Annotated in this window: 14 protein-coding genes; 5 read left to right on the top strand and 9 right to left on the bottom strand. The window is 70.7% G+C overall.

The features are described from left to right. Positions 1-53 precede the first annotated feature (53 nt). The 3 genes from RM779_RS23445 to RM779_RS23435 are packed head-to-tail and all read left to right on the top strand — an operon-like array spanning position 54 to position 3707. The gene (locus RM779_RS23445) at positions 54-1472 is read left to right on the top strand and encodes a homoserine dehydrogenase (protein ID WP_311619719.1); all 1419 of its coding nucleotides are present in this window, start codon (positions 54-56) and stop codon (positions 1470-1472) included. A 10-nt stretch (positions 1473-1482) separates the two neighbouring features. Further along, positions 1483-2892 (top strand): GntP family permease, encoded by a 1410-nt coding sequence (locus RM779_RS23440; RefSeq protein WP_311619718.1) that lies wholly within the window; start codon positions 1483-1485, stop codon positions 2890-2892. Beyond that, the gene (locus RM779_RS23435; protein ID WP_311619717.1) at positions 2892-3707 is read left to right on the top strand and encodes a DeoR/GlpR family DNA-binding transcription regulator; all 816 of its coding nucleotides are present in this window, start codon (positions 2892-2894) and stop codon (positions 3705-3707) included. Before RM779_RS23440 ends, RM779_RS23435 begins: the two co-directional genes overlap by 1 nt. Before the next feature lie 22 nt (positions 3708-3729). Here the strand turns inward: RM779_RS23435 and RM779_RS23430 are convergent, their stop codons facing one another. The 7 genes from RM779_RS23430 to clpS all read right to left on the bottom strand — a co-directional run bounded on the left by RM779_RS23430 (position 3730) and on the right by clpS (position 8158). Continuing rightward, positions 3730-4680, bottom strand: a complete 951-nt coding sequence (locus RM779_RS23430; protein ID WP_311619716.1) for a PLP-dependent cysteine synthase family protein — start codon at positions 4678-4680, stop codon at positions 3730-3732. Then, positions 4680-4958 carry a MoaD/ThiS family protein gene (locus RM779_RS23425; RefSeq protein ID WP_077061130.1) on the bottom strand — a complete coding sequence of 93 codons (279 nt, stop codon included), beginning with the start codon at positions 4956-4958 and terminating at the stop codon, positions 4680-4682. Before RM779_RS23425 ends, RM779_RS23430 begins: the two co-directional genes overlap by 1 nt. A gap of 53 nt (positions 4959-5011) precedes the next feature. Further along, positions 5012-5128 carry a putative leader peptide gene (locus tag RM779_RS23420; protein ID WP_311619824.1) on the bottom strand — a complete coding sequence of 39 codons (117 nt, stop codon included), beginning with the start codon at positions 5126-5128 and terminating at the stop codon, positions 5012-5014. A 64-nt stretch (positions 5129-5192) separates the two neighbouring features. Beyond that, a complete protein-coding gene (locus RM779_RS23415; RefSeq protein WP_311619715.1) occupies positions 5193-5609 on the bottom strand; it encodes a M67 family metallopeptidase in 417 nt (138 codons plus the stop codon). Between the two features lie 30 nt (positions 5610-5639). Continuing rightward, a complete protein-coding gene (locus tag RM779_RS23410) occupies positions 5640-7214 on the bottom strand; it encodes an alanine/glycine:cation symporter family protein (protein ID WP_311619714.1) in 1575 nt (524 codons plus the stop codon). 57 nt (positions 7215-7271) lie between these two features. Next, entirely contained in the window at positions 7272-7871 is a 600-nt protein-coding gene (locus tag RM779_RS23405; RefSeq protein ID WP_311619713.1) for a DUF2017 domain-containing protein, read from the bottom strand. Beyond that, a complete protein-coding gene (gene clpS, locus RM779_RS23400) occupies positions 7871-8158 on the bottom strand; it encodes an ATP-dependent Clp protease adapter ClpS (protein WP_216356040.1) in 288 nt (95 codons plus the stop codon). Before clpS ends, RM779_RS23405 begins: the two co-directional genes overlap by 1 nt. A gap of 132 nt (positions 8159-8290) precedes the next feature. Here clpS and RM779_RS23395 point away from each other — a divergent pair, with 132 nt between their 5' ends. Then, on the top strand, positions 8291-9640 hold the full coding sequence (locus RM779_RS23395; RefSeq protein ID WP_311619712.1) for a nicotinate phosphoribosyltransferase: 1350 nt from the start codon (positions 8291-8293) through the stop codon (positions 9638-9640). 52 nt (positions 9641-9692) lie between these two features. Next, positions 9693-10283 (top strand): isochorismatase family protein, encoded by a 591-nt coding sequence (locus tag RM779_RS23390; RefSeq protein ID WP_311619711.1) that lies wholly within the window; start codon positions 9693-9695, stop codon positions 10281-10283. Positions 10284-10507: 224 nt separating this feature from the next. Here the strand turns inward: RM779_RS23390 and RM779_RS23385 are convergent, their stop codons facing one another. Then, positions 10508-10825, bottom strand: a complete 318-nt coding sequence (locus tag RM779_RS23385; RefSeq protein ID WP_311619710.1) for a hypothetical protein — start codon at positions 10823-10825, stop codon at positions 10508-10510. A gap of 165 nt (positions 10826-10990) precedes the next feature. Further along, the gene (locus RM779_RS23380; RefSeq protein ID WP_449657304.1) at positions 10991-13354 is read right to left on the bottom strand and encodes an immune inhibitor A domain-containing protein; all 2364 of its coding nucleotides are present in this window, start codon (positions 13352-13354) and stop codon (positions 10991-10993) included. Positions 13355-13363: the final 9 nt, after the last annotated feature.

The following is a 13363-nucleotide window of genomic DNA, read 5'->3' as shown; positions in this document are numbered from 1 at the left end:
ATCGATGTTATCAAAGTTGACGCTGATGTTAATTGGCGTTACGTTCGCGCTTCATGAACGCACCTACCTCCGGTGAGCGGCCGGCCGATCGCCCCGTCACCTACGCGCTGACCGGCGCGCGCGGCGGTTTCGCCCGCACGCTGCTGGCCCAGACCCGGGTCCTGCCCGGCCTTGAGCCCGCCGTGCTGTGCGACCTCGACGCGGCCGGGGTGCTGGCGCTGTGCGCCGACCTCGGCTTCCCCCGCGAGGCGCTCGTCACCGCGGGCGACGCCGCCGAGGTGCGCGCCGCCCGCGCCCGGGGCCGCATCGCCGTCGTCACGGACGTGGCGCTGCTGGCCGACGCCGAGTACGACGTTCTCGTCGAGGCCACCGGCAGCCCGGCCGTCGGCCACCGGGCCGCTCGCGCCGCCCTCGACGGCGGGCGGCACGTGGCCATGGTGAGCAAGGAGGTCGACTCGGTCGCCGGGGTCGCCCTGGCCGATCTCGCCCGCCGCCGCGGGCTCGTCTACACCCCGGCCGCGGGGGACCAACCCGCCAACCTCATCGCCTGGTTCACGCGGACGTGCGCCCTGGGCCTCGACGTCGTGGCCATCGGCAAGTCCGGCGAGTACGACCTCGTCTTCGACCCCGCCACCGGCACCGTCACCCAACTCGGCGACACCGTGCCCGCGCCCGCGCTCGGCGAGCTGCTGACGCTCGGCGACGACGTGCGCGCCACCCTCGCCGCCCGCGCGCGGGCCGTCGCGCCGCTGAAGCGCCGCGCCGCGGCCGACTACTGCGAGATGGCCGTCGTCGCGTCGGGCACCGGCTGCACCCCCGACACCGAACGGATGCACTACCCGGTGGCCCGCCCCGCCGAGCTGGCCGACGTGTACGCGCTGCGGGAACACGGCGGCCTGCTCGCGCGCCCCGGTGCCGTCGACGTGTTCAGCATGCTGCGCCTGCCGGGCGAGGCCAGCTTCGCGGGCGGGGTGTTCGCCGTCGTCCGCACGCACGACCCGGAGACCTGGCGCACGCTCGCGCGGAAGGGCCACGTGGTCAGCCGCGACGGACGCTACGCCTGCCTCTACCTGCCCTACCACCTGATGGGCGTGGAGACCCCGCTCACCCTGCTGGACGCCGTGCGGCACGGGCGGGCCGCCGGCCCCCGCGCGCCGCGGCAGCACGCCGTGCTCGCCGGCCGGGCGGGCCGCGACCTGGCCGCGGGCACCGTGCTCGCCATGGGCGGGCACCACCACGAGGTGACGGGCGTCGACCCCGTGCTGCTGACCGCCGCCGACGCGCCCGAGGACACCGCCCCGTTCTACCTGGCCGCCCACGCCACGCTCCGGCGCGACGTTCCGGCCGGGCAGCTGCTCACGCTCGCCGACCTCGACGGCCACGACCGCGACCTGCTGGCGGCCTGGCACACCGGCCGCGCGCTGCCCGCCCCGTCCTCCACATCCCCGTCGTCCCCGACATCACTGAACTAAGAGGTCCGTCATGTCCGACGCCTACACGCTCATCGCGTTCGGCGCGGCGATCGCCGTTCTGGTGCTGATGATCGCCAAATTCAAGGTCCATCCGGTCGCCACGCTGTTCGTCATCGTCACCTCGCTCAGCCTCGTGCTCGGCATGGGCGGCGCCAGGACGGTCGAGCTGGTCACCGAGGGCTTCGGCTCGACGATGGCCAGCGTCGGACTGCTGGTCATCTTCGGCTGCGTGCTCGGCAAGATGCTGGAACTTGGCGGCGCGGCCCTGCGGATCACCGAGGAGGCGCTGCGCTGGTTCTCCGGCCGGAAGGTGCCCTGGGCCATCGCCGTGGCCTCCTCCGTCGTCGGCATCCCGCTGATCGCCGACACCGTCGTCCTCATGCTCATCCCGGTGGTCTCCGCCATCGCGTTCCAGAGCAAGATGTCGATGATGCGGCTCGGCCCGATCCTCTACATCGGCGCGTACGTGATGACCTCACTGGTGCCGCCAGGACCCGGCCCCCTGGCCGCCACGTCGCTGCTCGGCGTCGACCTCGGGCGGGCGACGCTCTTCGGCCTGCTGGTCGCCGTGCCCGGCATCGTCGTCGCGACGCTCTACCTGCTGACCATCAAGACGTACGTCGCCCCGAAGGCCGAATTCACCGACCACCTCGCCCCGTCCGCGGCGGGCACCGGGTCCGCGGCGGGCACCGGGTCCGCGGCGGGCGGCGCGCTCGGCAGCGGGGGCGGCGGCGCGGCCGGGAACGACGCGCCGCGGGCGCCGCTTTCGCTGTCCCTGATCCCCGTCTTCCTGCCGATCGTGCTGATCATGTGCGACTCGTTCGTGGTCGACATGGTGGGCGAGGAGTCCGGATTCGGCGGCGTGCTGGCCTTCCTCGGCGAGCCGGTCATCGCCCTGTTCCTCGGCTGCCTCTCGGCGCTGCCCCTCTTCGGCCGGCGCTGGAGCAGCAAGGAGACGCTGAACGACCTCTTCGAGGCGGGCCTGCGGCTCGCCGCGCTGCCCCTGGCGCTCACCGGGGTCGGCGGCGCGCTCGCCACCATCATCCGGGAGACCGAGGTGGCCGACAGCGTGGCCGACATCATCCAGGACTGGGGCCTGTCCCCGATCATCGTGCCCTTCCTGGTGGCCGCGGCCATCTGTACGATCACCGGCTCCAATATCCTCGGGGTGATGACGGCGGCGGCCATCATGGAGCCGCTCGCGGGGAGCCTGGACATCTCGGGCCTGGCGATCTATTTGGCGTGCGGTACGGGAGCGCAGATCATGAAGCATGCGAACTCGTCGGGTTTCTGGGTGACCACGACGCTGTCCAACCTGACGGTCGGGCAGGGCATCCGTTCCATCGGCGTGGCCTCCGCGCTCTCCGGGGTCACCGGCTTCGCGGTGCTCTACGTCCTCTACGGGTTCGGACTGGTGTGATGGCCGAGGAGACACCGCTGATCCCGGACCAGCGCAGGGAGTTGCTCATCAAGCTGCTGCGCGGGCACGCGGTGCTGAGCGTGCATCAGCTGACCGAGATGCTCGGCGTCTCCCACATGACGGTGCGCCGCGACATCGCCACGCTGGAACGCCAGGGCCGGGCGGTGTCCGTGCCCGGCGGCGTGCGGATCGCGGGGCAGCTGCACGAGGAGCCCAGCTTCATCGACAAGTCGACGATGGATCAGCCGGCGAAGCTGGCCATCGCCGAACGGGCCGCGGGGCTGCTCAACGACAACACCACCGTCTACCTCGACGCCGGCACCACCTGCCAGGCGCTGGTGCCGCACCTGGTCAGGCACCAGGGCATGACCGTGGTGACCAACGACTTCACCACGGCCAACGCCCTCATGGGGAACCCGGACATCGAAGTCATCCACAGCGGCGGCCGGATAGAGCACGCCAACCGCTCCGCGGTCGGCCGCCTCGCGGCCCTGACCCTCGGTCAGCTCGCGCTGGACGTGGCCTTCGTGTCGACCAGCTCCTGGGACCTGACGCACGGGGTGACCACCCCCTCGGCGGCCAAGGTCGAGGTCAAACAGGCCGCGATGCGGTCCGCGTCGCGTTCCGTCCTGCTGGCGGGGAGCGTCAAGTACGGCACGTTCGGCATGTACCGGGTGGCGGACCTGACCGGCTTCGACACCCTGATCACGGACGCGGGCCTCCCCCCGTCCGTCCGCACCGCCCTGCGCGAACGAGGCGTCGAGACGTCGTTCGCGGAAGCCGGGACCGACGAGGAGCACACCCGGAAGCCCTGACTCTCCCTGGCCGGCGGCCGTTTCAGGCCCAGAGCTGGCCGTGGAGGCGGGCGACCGCCTCCTCCGTGGAGGACGCGGTGTAGATGCCGGTGGAGAGGTACTTCCAGCCGCCGTCCGCGACGACGAAGACGACGTCCGCGGCCTGCTCCGCCTTCGCCGCGCGGCGTCCGACGCCGATCGCCGCGTGCAGTGCGGCGCCGGTGGAGACACCGGCGAAAATGCCTTCCTCGGCGAGGAGTTCGCGGGTGCGGGCGACCGCGTCGGCGGAGCCGACGGAGAAGCGCGAGGTGAGCACCGACTCGTCGTACAGCTCGGGGACGAAGCCCTCGTCCAGGTTGCGCAGCCCGTACACCAGATCGTCGTAACGCGGCTCGGCCGCGACGATCTGGACGCCGGGGCGCTGCTCGCGCAGGTACCGGCCGACGCCCATCAGCGTGCCGGTGGTGCCGAGGCCGGCCACGAAGTGGGTGAGGGAGGGCAGGTCGGCGAGGATCTCGGGTCCTGTGGTGGCGTAGTGGGCACCGGCGTTGTCCGGGTTGCCGTACTGGTAGAGCATCACCCAGTCGGGATGCTCGGCGGCCAGCTCCTTGGCCACTCTGACCGCGGTGTTGGAGCCGCCGGCCGCGGGCGAGGAGATGATCTCGGCGCCCCACATGGCCAGCAGCTCGCGGCGCTCGGACGAGGTGTTCTCCGGCATGACGCAGACGATGCGGTAGCCCTTCAGCCGGGCCGCCATCGCCAGCGAGATGCCGGTGTTGCCGGAGGTGGGCTCCAGAATCGTGCAGCCGGGCGTGAGCCGCCCGTCCTTCTCGGCCTGCTCGATCATGAACAGCGCGGGACGGTCCTTGACCGACCCGGTCGGATTCCGGTCCTCCAGCTTCGCCCAGATCCGTACGGACTCGCTGGGCGAGAGCCGCGGCAGCCGGACCAGCGGGGTGTTCCCGACTGCCGCGAGCGGGGAGTCGAAGCGCATTAGCGCATGCCTCCGGCGACGGCGGGCAGGATGGTGACCTTGTCGCCGTCCGCCAGCTTGGTCGCGATGCCGTCCAGGAAGCGGACGTCTTCGTCGTTCAGGTAGACGTTCACGAAGCGGCGCAGCGCCTCGCCCTCCACCAGCCGCTCCTTGATGCCCGGGTGGCGGGCCTCCAGGTCCGTGAACAGCTCGGCGATGGTCTCTCCGCTGCCGGAGACGGCCTTACGGCCGTCGGTGTAGGTGCGGAGGATGGTCGGAATGCTGACCTCGATGGCCATGAGGGGGCTCCTGGTTGAGGACGGGCGGTTGCGGAACGGGCAGCTGCGACGGATCAACGAGGCGCGGTACACAGGCAGCCGGCGAGGCGGCACAGGTCGACGTGCAGACGTGCCACCAGCAGCGGCGTACCGCCGCTCGGCCATTCATCGCTCACGTCGTGGACAACCATGGATTCATCGTATCGATTCCCGGCCGCGGCCCCGAGCGAACGTTCCAGCATCCGGACATCCGTCTCAGCTGAACCGGACCTCCTCCTCGGTGACCTTTCCTTCCACGATGCGGAACGAGCGGAAGGACACGGGCCCCTCCTCGTTCCCGCACTCCGCGGTGGAGACCAGCACGTAGTGGGCCAGCGGCTCGTTCGCGTACTCGATGTCGGTACGCGAGGGGTACGCCTCGGTCGCCGTGTGCGAGTGGTAGATGACCACCGGGTCCTCGTCGCGCTCGTCCAGCTCCCGGTAGAGCCGCAGCAGGTCACCGGAGTCGAACTCGTAGAACGTGGGCGAACGGGCCGCGTTCAGCATGGGGATGAACCGTTCGGGCCGGTCGCTCCCGGCCGGCCCGGCGATCACCCCGCAGGCCTCATCGGGGTGATCCGCGCGGGCGTGCGCGATGATCTTGTCGCGCAGCTCCTCCGTGATGGTCAGCATGCGGCCAGCCTAGAACGCCGCCGCGCGGCCTCACTTCGTGAGGGTGCCGACACCTCCGCCGGCGCCGCCGGCCTCGTCGGCCTCGATCTGCTCGTCCGTCTCCCCGGCGTCGCGGCGGCGGATGTATTCGAGGACTTTGTTCAGCTCCCTCTTGACCACGGGGGCCAGCAGGTAGAGACCGATGATGTTGAACACCGCGGCGGAGAAGAGGAAGGCGTCCGCCAGGTCGACCAGCGTGCCCAGCGAGAGCAGCGCACCGGCGACGACCAGGACGCAGAAGATGATCCGGTAGGTGTTCACCATGACGTTGCTCTCGCCGAACAGGTGGGTCCACGCCTTCTGGCCGTAGTAGCCCCAGGTGATGAGGGTGGAGAAGGCGAAGAGGAAGACCGCGAGCGTCAGCACCGCGGGGAACCACGGCAGGGCCGTCTCGAACGCGTCGGAGGTGATGGAGATGCCGACTGTTGTCCCGGCCACCTCGCCGCCCTCGATGGCGGTGTCCCGGGCGGCCATGTACTCGGGCCCCGCGGCCACCACGATCGTCAGGGCGGTCATCGTGCAGATGATCACCGTGTCGAGGAAGGGCTCGATCAGCGCCACGAGGCCCTCGGTGGCCGGGCGCTTGGTCTTGACCGCGGCGTGCGCGATGGGCGCCGAGCCGATGCCGGCCTCGTTGGAGAACGCGGCCCGCTGGAAGCCGATGATCAGGGCGCCGATGAGGCCGCCGGCGACGCCCTCCGGGTTGAAGGCCTCGCTCACGATGGTGCTGATCGCGTCGGGCACCTCCCCGACGTTGGTCAGGATGACGACCAGGCAGGCGGTGACGTAGATGATCGCCATGGCAGGTATCAGGCGGCTGGTGACCTCGCCGATCGCGCGGATGCCGCCGAGCAGCACCGCCGCGGCCAGCGCGGCAACGACGACACCGAACAGCAGCGCGCCACCCGAGCCGGTGAAGAAGCCAGTGTGGTCCTCGGTGACGGTGGACAGCTGCTCAAAGCTCTGGTTGACCTGGAAGAGGTTGCCGCCGAAGAAGGTGAAGAAGAGGATGCAGACCGCGGAGAGCAGCGCGAGCACCTTGCCGAGCCCCGGCATGCCGCGCTCGGCGAGCCCCTTGCGCAGATAGTGCATCGGACCGCCGGAGACCTTGCCGTTCTCGTCGATCTCGCGGTACTTCACGCCGAGGGTGCACTCGACGAACTTGGTGGCCATGCCGAGCAGGCCGCACACGACCATCCAGAACGTGGCCCCTGGGCCGCCGATGGACACGGCTATCGCGACACCCGCGATGTTGCCCAGACCAACGGTGCCGGAGACGGCCGAGGTCAGCGCCTGGAAGTGGCTGATCTCGCCGGGGGCGCCCGGCTGGTCGTACTTGCCGCGCACCACGCGCAGCGCCTTGCCGATGTGGCGGAACTGCACCACCCCGAAGTAGGTGGTGAAGACGAGCCCCGCGAGCACCAGCCAGCCGACGATCAGGGGAAAATTACTGTCGAACAGTGTGATGTCGTAGAAGACCGCGTCATACAACACGTCTCTGATGGGTTGGAAGACATCGTTGACTGCCTCGTCAACATCGTCGGTCCAGGATTCTCCGCTTGCCATGGTGCGACCTTTGGCTTGAGCTGTGACAGGAAAGGTCGATAGTCCTATCACATAAGATCACGGAAGAAGAGTCTCCACCAGAGATTCCTGGAGACCGCCCAGCCAGAAGTAGGCCATGACCATCGGCTTGTTCGGATCGTCGTCCGGCAACTCGAACAGCTCACCGGTTCCGTCGTCGTCCTTGATGTCGAGGCGCGAGGCGATGGCGAGACGCAAATCGTTCAGCCCGCCGAGCCACTGCCTGGACTCCTCCGGCTTCAGCGTCAGCACCGCGCCACCCGAGCCCGCCGCGCCGGCCTCTGGGACAACGGCGTCCAGATTGCGGACAACGGTGATCAGGTCGCCCCGCTTGCGGGCCCGCAAGTCACCCTCGGTGAAACGGCGGAACTCGGCGGCCAGCCGCCGGGTTTCCTCGTCCTGCACGCGGCCGGGCTCGCCGTAGGCGTCGGGGAAGAGGCGGGCGAGCGCGGGGTCGTCCGGCGGCCGGTCCGGCCCCTCGTGGAACAGCGCGTCCAGCGGATCGTCGCTGTCCCCCGGTCCGCCATCCGGACCGATCAGCTCCAGCAGCTGCATGGCCAGGCTCCGGAGAATCGAGATCTCGACCTCGTCGAGCGCGATCGCCGCCCCGTCGCCGGCCGGCTCGAAATACCCGGCCATCAGCGGTCCTGCTGAAGCGTCGCCCACAGCCCGTACCCGTGCATGGCCTGCACGTCCCGCTCCATTTCTTCACGACTGCCCTGCGAAACGATCGCACGGCCTTTGTGATGGACGTCCAGCATGAGCTTCTTGGCCTTGTCCTTCGAATAGCCGAAATAGGCCTGGAACACATAGGTCACATAACTCATCAGATTCACCGGATCGTTGTGCACGATCGTGACCCATGGGACGTCCGGCGCCGCCTGCTCGGCGGGCGCCTGCTCCGACTCCGTGCGCTCGATCTCCATGGGGATGGCACTCACACCCCCATGCTGCCACCTACCCCGCCCGCAAGCCCAAACGGCCCGGCCGGGCGGCACGCGCGGGGCCCGGCCACCCCCATATCGTCAGATTGACGAGATTGGAGGTAGGCTGGGGCCATGGATGTGACGAACGACGCCGGAGGGGGCCTGCCGGTGGCGGTGCCCTCGACCGCGCTCTTCACCGACCAGTACGAGCTGACCATGCTCCAGGCCGCGCTCCGCGCCGGCACGGCCCACCGGCGGTCCGTCTTCGAGGTCTTCACCCGCCGGCTCCCCGAGGGCCGCAGATACGGCGTCGTGGCCGGCACGGGGCGCGTGCTCGACGCCGTGGAGAACTTCCGCTTCGAGCCGGCCCTGCTCGGCTTCCTGCGCGAGCAGGGCGTCGTCGACGAGCCGACCGCGGACTGGCTCGCCGACTACCGGTTCGCCGGCGAGATCCACGGCTACCCGGAGGGCGAGGTCTACTTCCCGGGCTCGCCGATCATGACCGTCGAGGGCACGTTCGCCGAGTGCGTGCTGCTGGAGACGGTGATCCTGTCGATCCTCAACCACGACTCCGCCGTCGCCGCCGCCGCGTCCCGGATGGCCGTCGCGGCGCACGGCCGGCCGCTGATCGAGATGGGCGCACGGCGCACGCACGAGCTGGCCGCCGTCGCGGCCTCGCGCGCCGCGTACATCGGCGGCTTCTCGTCCACCTCCGACCTGGCCGCCGGGTTCCGCTACGGCATCCCGACCGCGGGCACCAGCGCGCACGCCTTCACGCTCCTGCACGATTCCGAGCGCGAGGCGTTCGCCGCCCAGGTGGACTCGCTCGGCGCGGGCACGACGCTGCTCGTGGACACCTACGACGTGCCCGAGGCCGTCAGGACCGCCGTGGAGGTCGCGGGGCCCGGTCTTGGCGCCGTCCGCATCGACTCGGGCGACCTGCTGGTGGTCGCCCACCGGGTGCGGCAGCAGCTGGACGAGCTGGGCGCGCACGACGCCAGGATCGTCGTCACCAGCGACCTCGACGAGTACGCCATCGCCTCGCTCGCCGCCGCCCCGGTGGACGCGTACGGCGTAGGCACGCGGCTGGTCACCGGCAGCGGGCACCCGACGTGCTCGATGGTCTACAAGCTGGTCGCCCGCGCCTCGGGCGAGGGCGAGGACGCGCCGCTGGTGCCGGTCGCCAAGAAGTCGCTCGGCGGCAAGCTGTCCGTCGGCGGGCGGAAGTGGGCCGCACGGCCCGCCGACGGGCTCGGCATCGCCGAGGCCGAGGTCGTCGGCACGGGCCCGGTGCCCGAGGAGCTGGCCGGGCGGCAGGTGGCCGTGGAGCTGATGCGGGACGGCCGCGCGGTCGCCAGGGAGACGCTGGACGCCGCGCGCGAACGCCACACGCGGGCCCGCGGCCGGCTGCCGCTCTCGGCCACTCAGCTGTCCCGCGGCGAGCCGGTCCTGCCGACGCGTTACGTGGGAGCCACTCCGTGACTACGCTGCTCATCAGCCACCCGTCCGCCGCCTTCGAAAGGGTGTGTCCGCCATGCACCGCGCATTGATCGTCGTCGACGTGCAGAACGACTTCTGCGAGGGCGGCAGTCTCGCCGTCGCGGGCGGCGCGGACGTCGCCGCCGCCATCACGGACCTGATCGGCGCGGCCACCGCCGAGTACCGGCACGTGGTGGCCACGCGCGATCACCACGTCGCGCCGGGGGACCACTTCTCCGACCACCCCGACTTCGCGCACTCCTGGCCGGCGCACTGCGTGGCCGGCACCGAGGGCGCCGGGTTCCACCCGAATTTCGCGCCCGCCGTCAGCTCGGGCGCCGTCGACGCCTGCTTCGACAAGGGCGCCTACGCGGCCGCGTACAGCGGCTTCGAGGGCAGCGACGATGCCGGGACCAAGCTGGCGGACTGGCTGCGCGCCCACGGCGTGGACGCCGTCGACGTGGTGGGCATCGCCACCGACCACTGTGTGCGGGCCACGGCGCTCGACGCCGCCGCCGAGGGCTTCGAGACCCGCGTCCTGCTCGGCCTGACGGCCGGGGTGGCCCGCGAGTCGGTGGACGCGGCGCTGCGCGAGCTGGCGGCGGGCGGCGTGGAGCTGGCCGGGAAACCGGTCGTCGCCGGCTAGCCGGACCGGCCGGGCGGACCCGGCTAGGCCCTGTCCTGCCGATCTTGCCGGGCCCGCGACGCCAGCTACGGCACCTCGCTGCGTTACCGAATCGCGCGAATACGGACAGGTATGAGCTGCGATCCGGTGCCTTGCGATGCACCGCATCTGACGCCGCGGGCTGATCCGACAAAATCGACAGGACAGGACCTAGGCCGAACGGGGCACGGTGCGGTCCCGTGGTCTCATGCCGCCGCCCGGCGGCGCCCGAGCAGGTGTGTGATCGGGTGCCAGCTCTCCGTGGCGTCCCCCGCGGCCGAGCGCCAGACGACGCCCTCGGGGTGGTACAGCACGGCCGAGATCTCGTCCGGGGTGGGCGGGGCGCCGTTCCCCCGCAGGTGGGCCGCGCGCAGGCCCAGGTTCCGCAGGCGGGTCAGGGCGCGCGAGCGGTTCGCCGCGTGCACCAGCACGCGGACGGCGCGGCCCGGGGCACCGGGGCGGGGCAGGGCGAGCGCGACGACGACGCTGCCGTCGGGCAGCCGGACGAAGCCTCCTTCGGCCATGGGGTCACCTTCTCATCGACTCCGGACGCGGTAAAACGGACCCCGACATCCTTACGCCATCGGCCGCCGCCCGTCGAGGGCGGCGGCCGAAATGCGCTCTGACCTGCACCTTTGCGTCAGATGAGATCAACACCCGTCAGATATCGACGGAGAGTGACCGTTCTCTCACCTTCCGCTCGGGCTCACCCGCACCATGATCGGCCGCTCCGCGTTCCGCGGCTCATGAACCAGAGTGATCTTGGTGTTGGTGTCCGGGACCACAACGCTGTTCTGCGGGTTCGCCTCGTCCCAGTACGTGCCCCTGCGGTCGTCGAAGACCGGCGCCCCGCGCTGCGCGGGCAGCACCGTCGCCTCGCCTTCCTGATGCAGCGTCAGCTCCGGCGTGCGGTCCCTGCTGAACGACGCGTCCCTGGTCTGGATGCGGTTGCGCATCAGGCTGCCGTCCGACCAGTGGTCGGCCTCCGGGTGCGCGTCGACCGGCAGCACGAGCCCTTCGCCCGGGTGCTGGCTGGTGTTGTTGTCCGACTGCGAGGTGTCCCACAGCCACACCAACATCCCGTCCTGGTAGGAGAAATGCTCCACCCAGTCGGGCCGGTCCGTCACCCAGCCGAAGTTGTACGGGCCGGTGCGCAGCGTGTCGTCGTAGCCGACGTACTGACGGTTCTCCACGAGGTAGTACTGCGGGTACTCGCCCGTGACGGAGGCCCCGACGACGCTGAAGCCGTCGACGGCCCAATCGCCCTCGCCATCCTCCGCGTTGTCCGAGAAGACCGGCTCGCCGTCGGCGGTCACCGTGATCTCGTCCGCCGTGAAGCCGGTCTGCGTCGCCGAACCGTCCGTCTGGTAGCGGAACCGGATGTCCACCGTCCCGCCCGCGTAGGCGTCCAGCGGGTAGGACAGCGCCACGTCGCCGCCCGACTCCCCGGTCAGCGTCGGGCGGTCCGCGCCGTCGCGCGGCAGCGGCTCGCCGTCCGCCGTGCCGTCCAGCGGGGTCCACGTGCTGCCGCCGTCCGAGGACGCCTCGGCGTACAGGAAGTCGTAGCCCTCCTCGATGCTCCACCAGCCGCTCAGGTCGAGCGAGGCCGTGGAGGCCGAGGACAGATCGACCGTGCGCGCCAGGGTGTTGTTCAGGTCGTCGCCCGAGCCGCTCCACCACTGCGCCTCGCCCTCCGCGGGCGGGTGGATGTCGGTGGTGACGGTCTTCTCCGGCAGTTCGACCACCAGGGCCTGCGATTCGCGGCGGTCCTCGCCCTCGGGGTAGGTGAGGGCGGACGGGCCGAGCCGGTGCGTCGAACGGGTCGCGGCCTGCGCGACGTCGTAGTCGAGCCAGCCCAGTTGCAGCTTCTCCCACGGGCCCATGTCGTTCGGCAGCTCGCCGATCGTGCCGTCGCCGGGGCCGAGCCAGGAGCCCGAGGACATCGCCGACCAGAAGCCGGTGCCGTTCTCGCCGCCCTGCGTGTCGTACAGGTCGGGCAGCCCCAGGTCGTGCGCGAACTCGTGCGCGAACACGCCGACTCCGCCGTTCTCCGGCTGGATCGTGTAGTCGCCGACCCACAGGCCGGTGTCGGCGATCTGCGTGCCGCCGGCCAGGTTGTTCTCGGGACCGGTGTGGCCGATCTGGTCGTTGAACGCGTACCAGCGGTGCGCCCAGATGGCGTCCTCGCCCTGCGCGCCGCCGCCCGCCGACTCGTCCTCGCCCGCGTGCACGACCTGGAAGTGGTCCAGGTAGCCGTCGGGCTCGTTGAAGTCGCCGTCGCCGTCGTAGTCGTAGCGGTCCTGCACGTCGTACTCGGCGAGCGTGGCGGCCAGTTCCTCGGGCGTCGCGCCCGCCGCGAGCTGCCCCTCGTACCAGGCGTTGACGCCGTCGGTGACGACGTCCCACACCGAGGCGCAGACGTTGGAGCCGCAGGCGTTGTTGCCGTACCTGGCCTCGTTGTAGTCGACCAGCACCCAGTCGGTGACATGACCGTCCACCGAGTAGCGGCCGGAGGACTGGCTCTCGAAGTACTGCTTCACCGACGGGACGTCGGGGTCCTCCGAGTAGTAGACGTCCTCGTAGTACTGGCGGTCGAAGTCCTCTTGCCAGATGGTGGTGTTGTCGTGCTCGCGGTCCGGCTCCGCGATCTCGTTGACCCGCGGGCCCGGGTCGCCCCCGAACTCGGGGTCGATCTCGTCGCCGAACTCCACCAGCACGGTGAAGATCTTGTCGGTGCCGGTGGTGGCGGTCTCCACGAACTCGCCGTCGCTCAGCTCCACCACCTCGGAGCCGCCCAGGGTACGGGCGTCCGCGCTCCCGGAGATCAGCTCCTGTGCCGCCTGCTGCCGCTGTACCTCGCGCTTCTCACCCAGCGGGTTGTCGAGCTCGGGGGACGCGGCGAACGCCCGGGCGTCCCGCGGGCCTTCGTCCACGTCCGCGGGCGGCTGCGCCTGCGCAGCACCCGCCGGCACCAGGACGGCCGCTCCCATGGCCGCAACGGCTGTTGCCACGGCGGCGGTTCTCGATCTTATGGATCGCTTTCCCTCGTTCACGTGTTGCCT

Origin of the sequence: Streptomyces johnsoniae (genome assembly GCF_031845565.1) — a bacterium.
Taxonomy (GTDB): domain Bacteria; phylum Actinomycetota; class Actinomycetes; order Streptomycetales; family Streptomycetaceae; genus Streptomyces; species Streptomyces johnsoniae.
This window is presented reverse-complemented; position numbering and strand designations above follow the sequence as displayed.

Coding starts and splice junctions, on each gene's coding strand:
- RM779_RS23445 (WP_311619719.1), top strand. CDS start 54: ATGAACGCACCTACCTCCGGTGAGCGGCCGGCCGATCGCCCCGTCACC.
- RM779_RS23440 (WP_311619718.1), top strand. CDS start 1,483: ATGTCCGACGCCTACACGCTCATCGCGTTCGGCGCGGCGATCGCCGTT.
- RM779_RS23435 (WP_311619717.1), top strand. CDS start 2,892: ATGGCCGAGGAGACACCGCTGATCCCGGACCAGCGCAGGGAGTTGCTC.
- RM779_RS23430 (WP_311619716.1), bottom strand. CDS start 4,680: ATGCGCTTCGACTCCCCGCTCGCGGCAGTCGGGAACACCCCGCTGGTC.
- RM779_RS23425 (WP_077061130.1), bottom strand. CDS start 4,958: ATGGCCATCGAGGTCAGCATTCCGACCATCCTCCGCACCTACACCGAC.
- RM779_RS23420 (WP_311619824.1), bottom strand. CDS start 5,128: ATGGTTGTCCACGACGTGAGCGATGAATGGCCGAGCGGCGGTACGCCG.
- RM779_RS23415 (WP_311619715.1), bottom strand. CDS start 5,609: ATGCTGACCATCACGGAGGAGCTGCGCGACAAGATCATCGCGCACGCC.
- RM779_RS23410 (WP_311619714.1), bottom strand. CDS start 7,214: ATGGCAAGCGGAGAATCCTGGACCGACGATGTTGACGAGGCAGTCAAC.
- RM779_RS23405 (WP_311619713.1), bottom strand. CDS start 7,871: ATGGCCGGGTATTTCGAGCCGGCCGGCGACGGGGCGGCGATCGCGCTC.
- clpS (WP_216356040.1), bottom strand. CDS start 8,158: ATGGAGATCGAGCGCACGGAGTCGGAGCAGGCGCCCGCCGAGCAGGCG.
- RM779_RS23395 (WP_311619712.1), top strand. CDS start 8,291: ATGGATGTGACGAACGACGCCGGAGGGGGCCTGCCGGTGGCGGTGCCC.
- RM779_RS23390 (WP_311619711.1), top strand. CDS start 9,693: ATGCACCGCGCATTGATCGTCGTCGACGTGCAGAACGACTTCTGCGAG.
- RM779_RS23385 (WP_311619710.1), bottom strand. CDS start 10,825: ATGGCCGAAGGAGGCTTCGTCCGGCTGCCCGACGGCAGCGTCGTCGTC.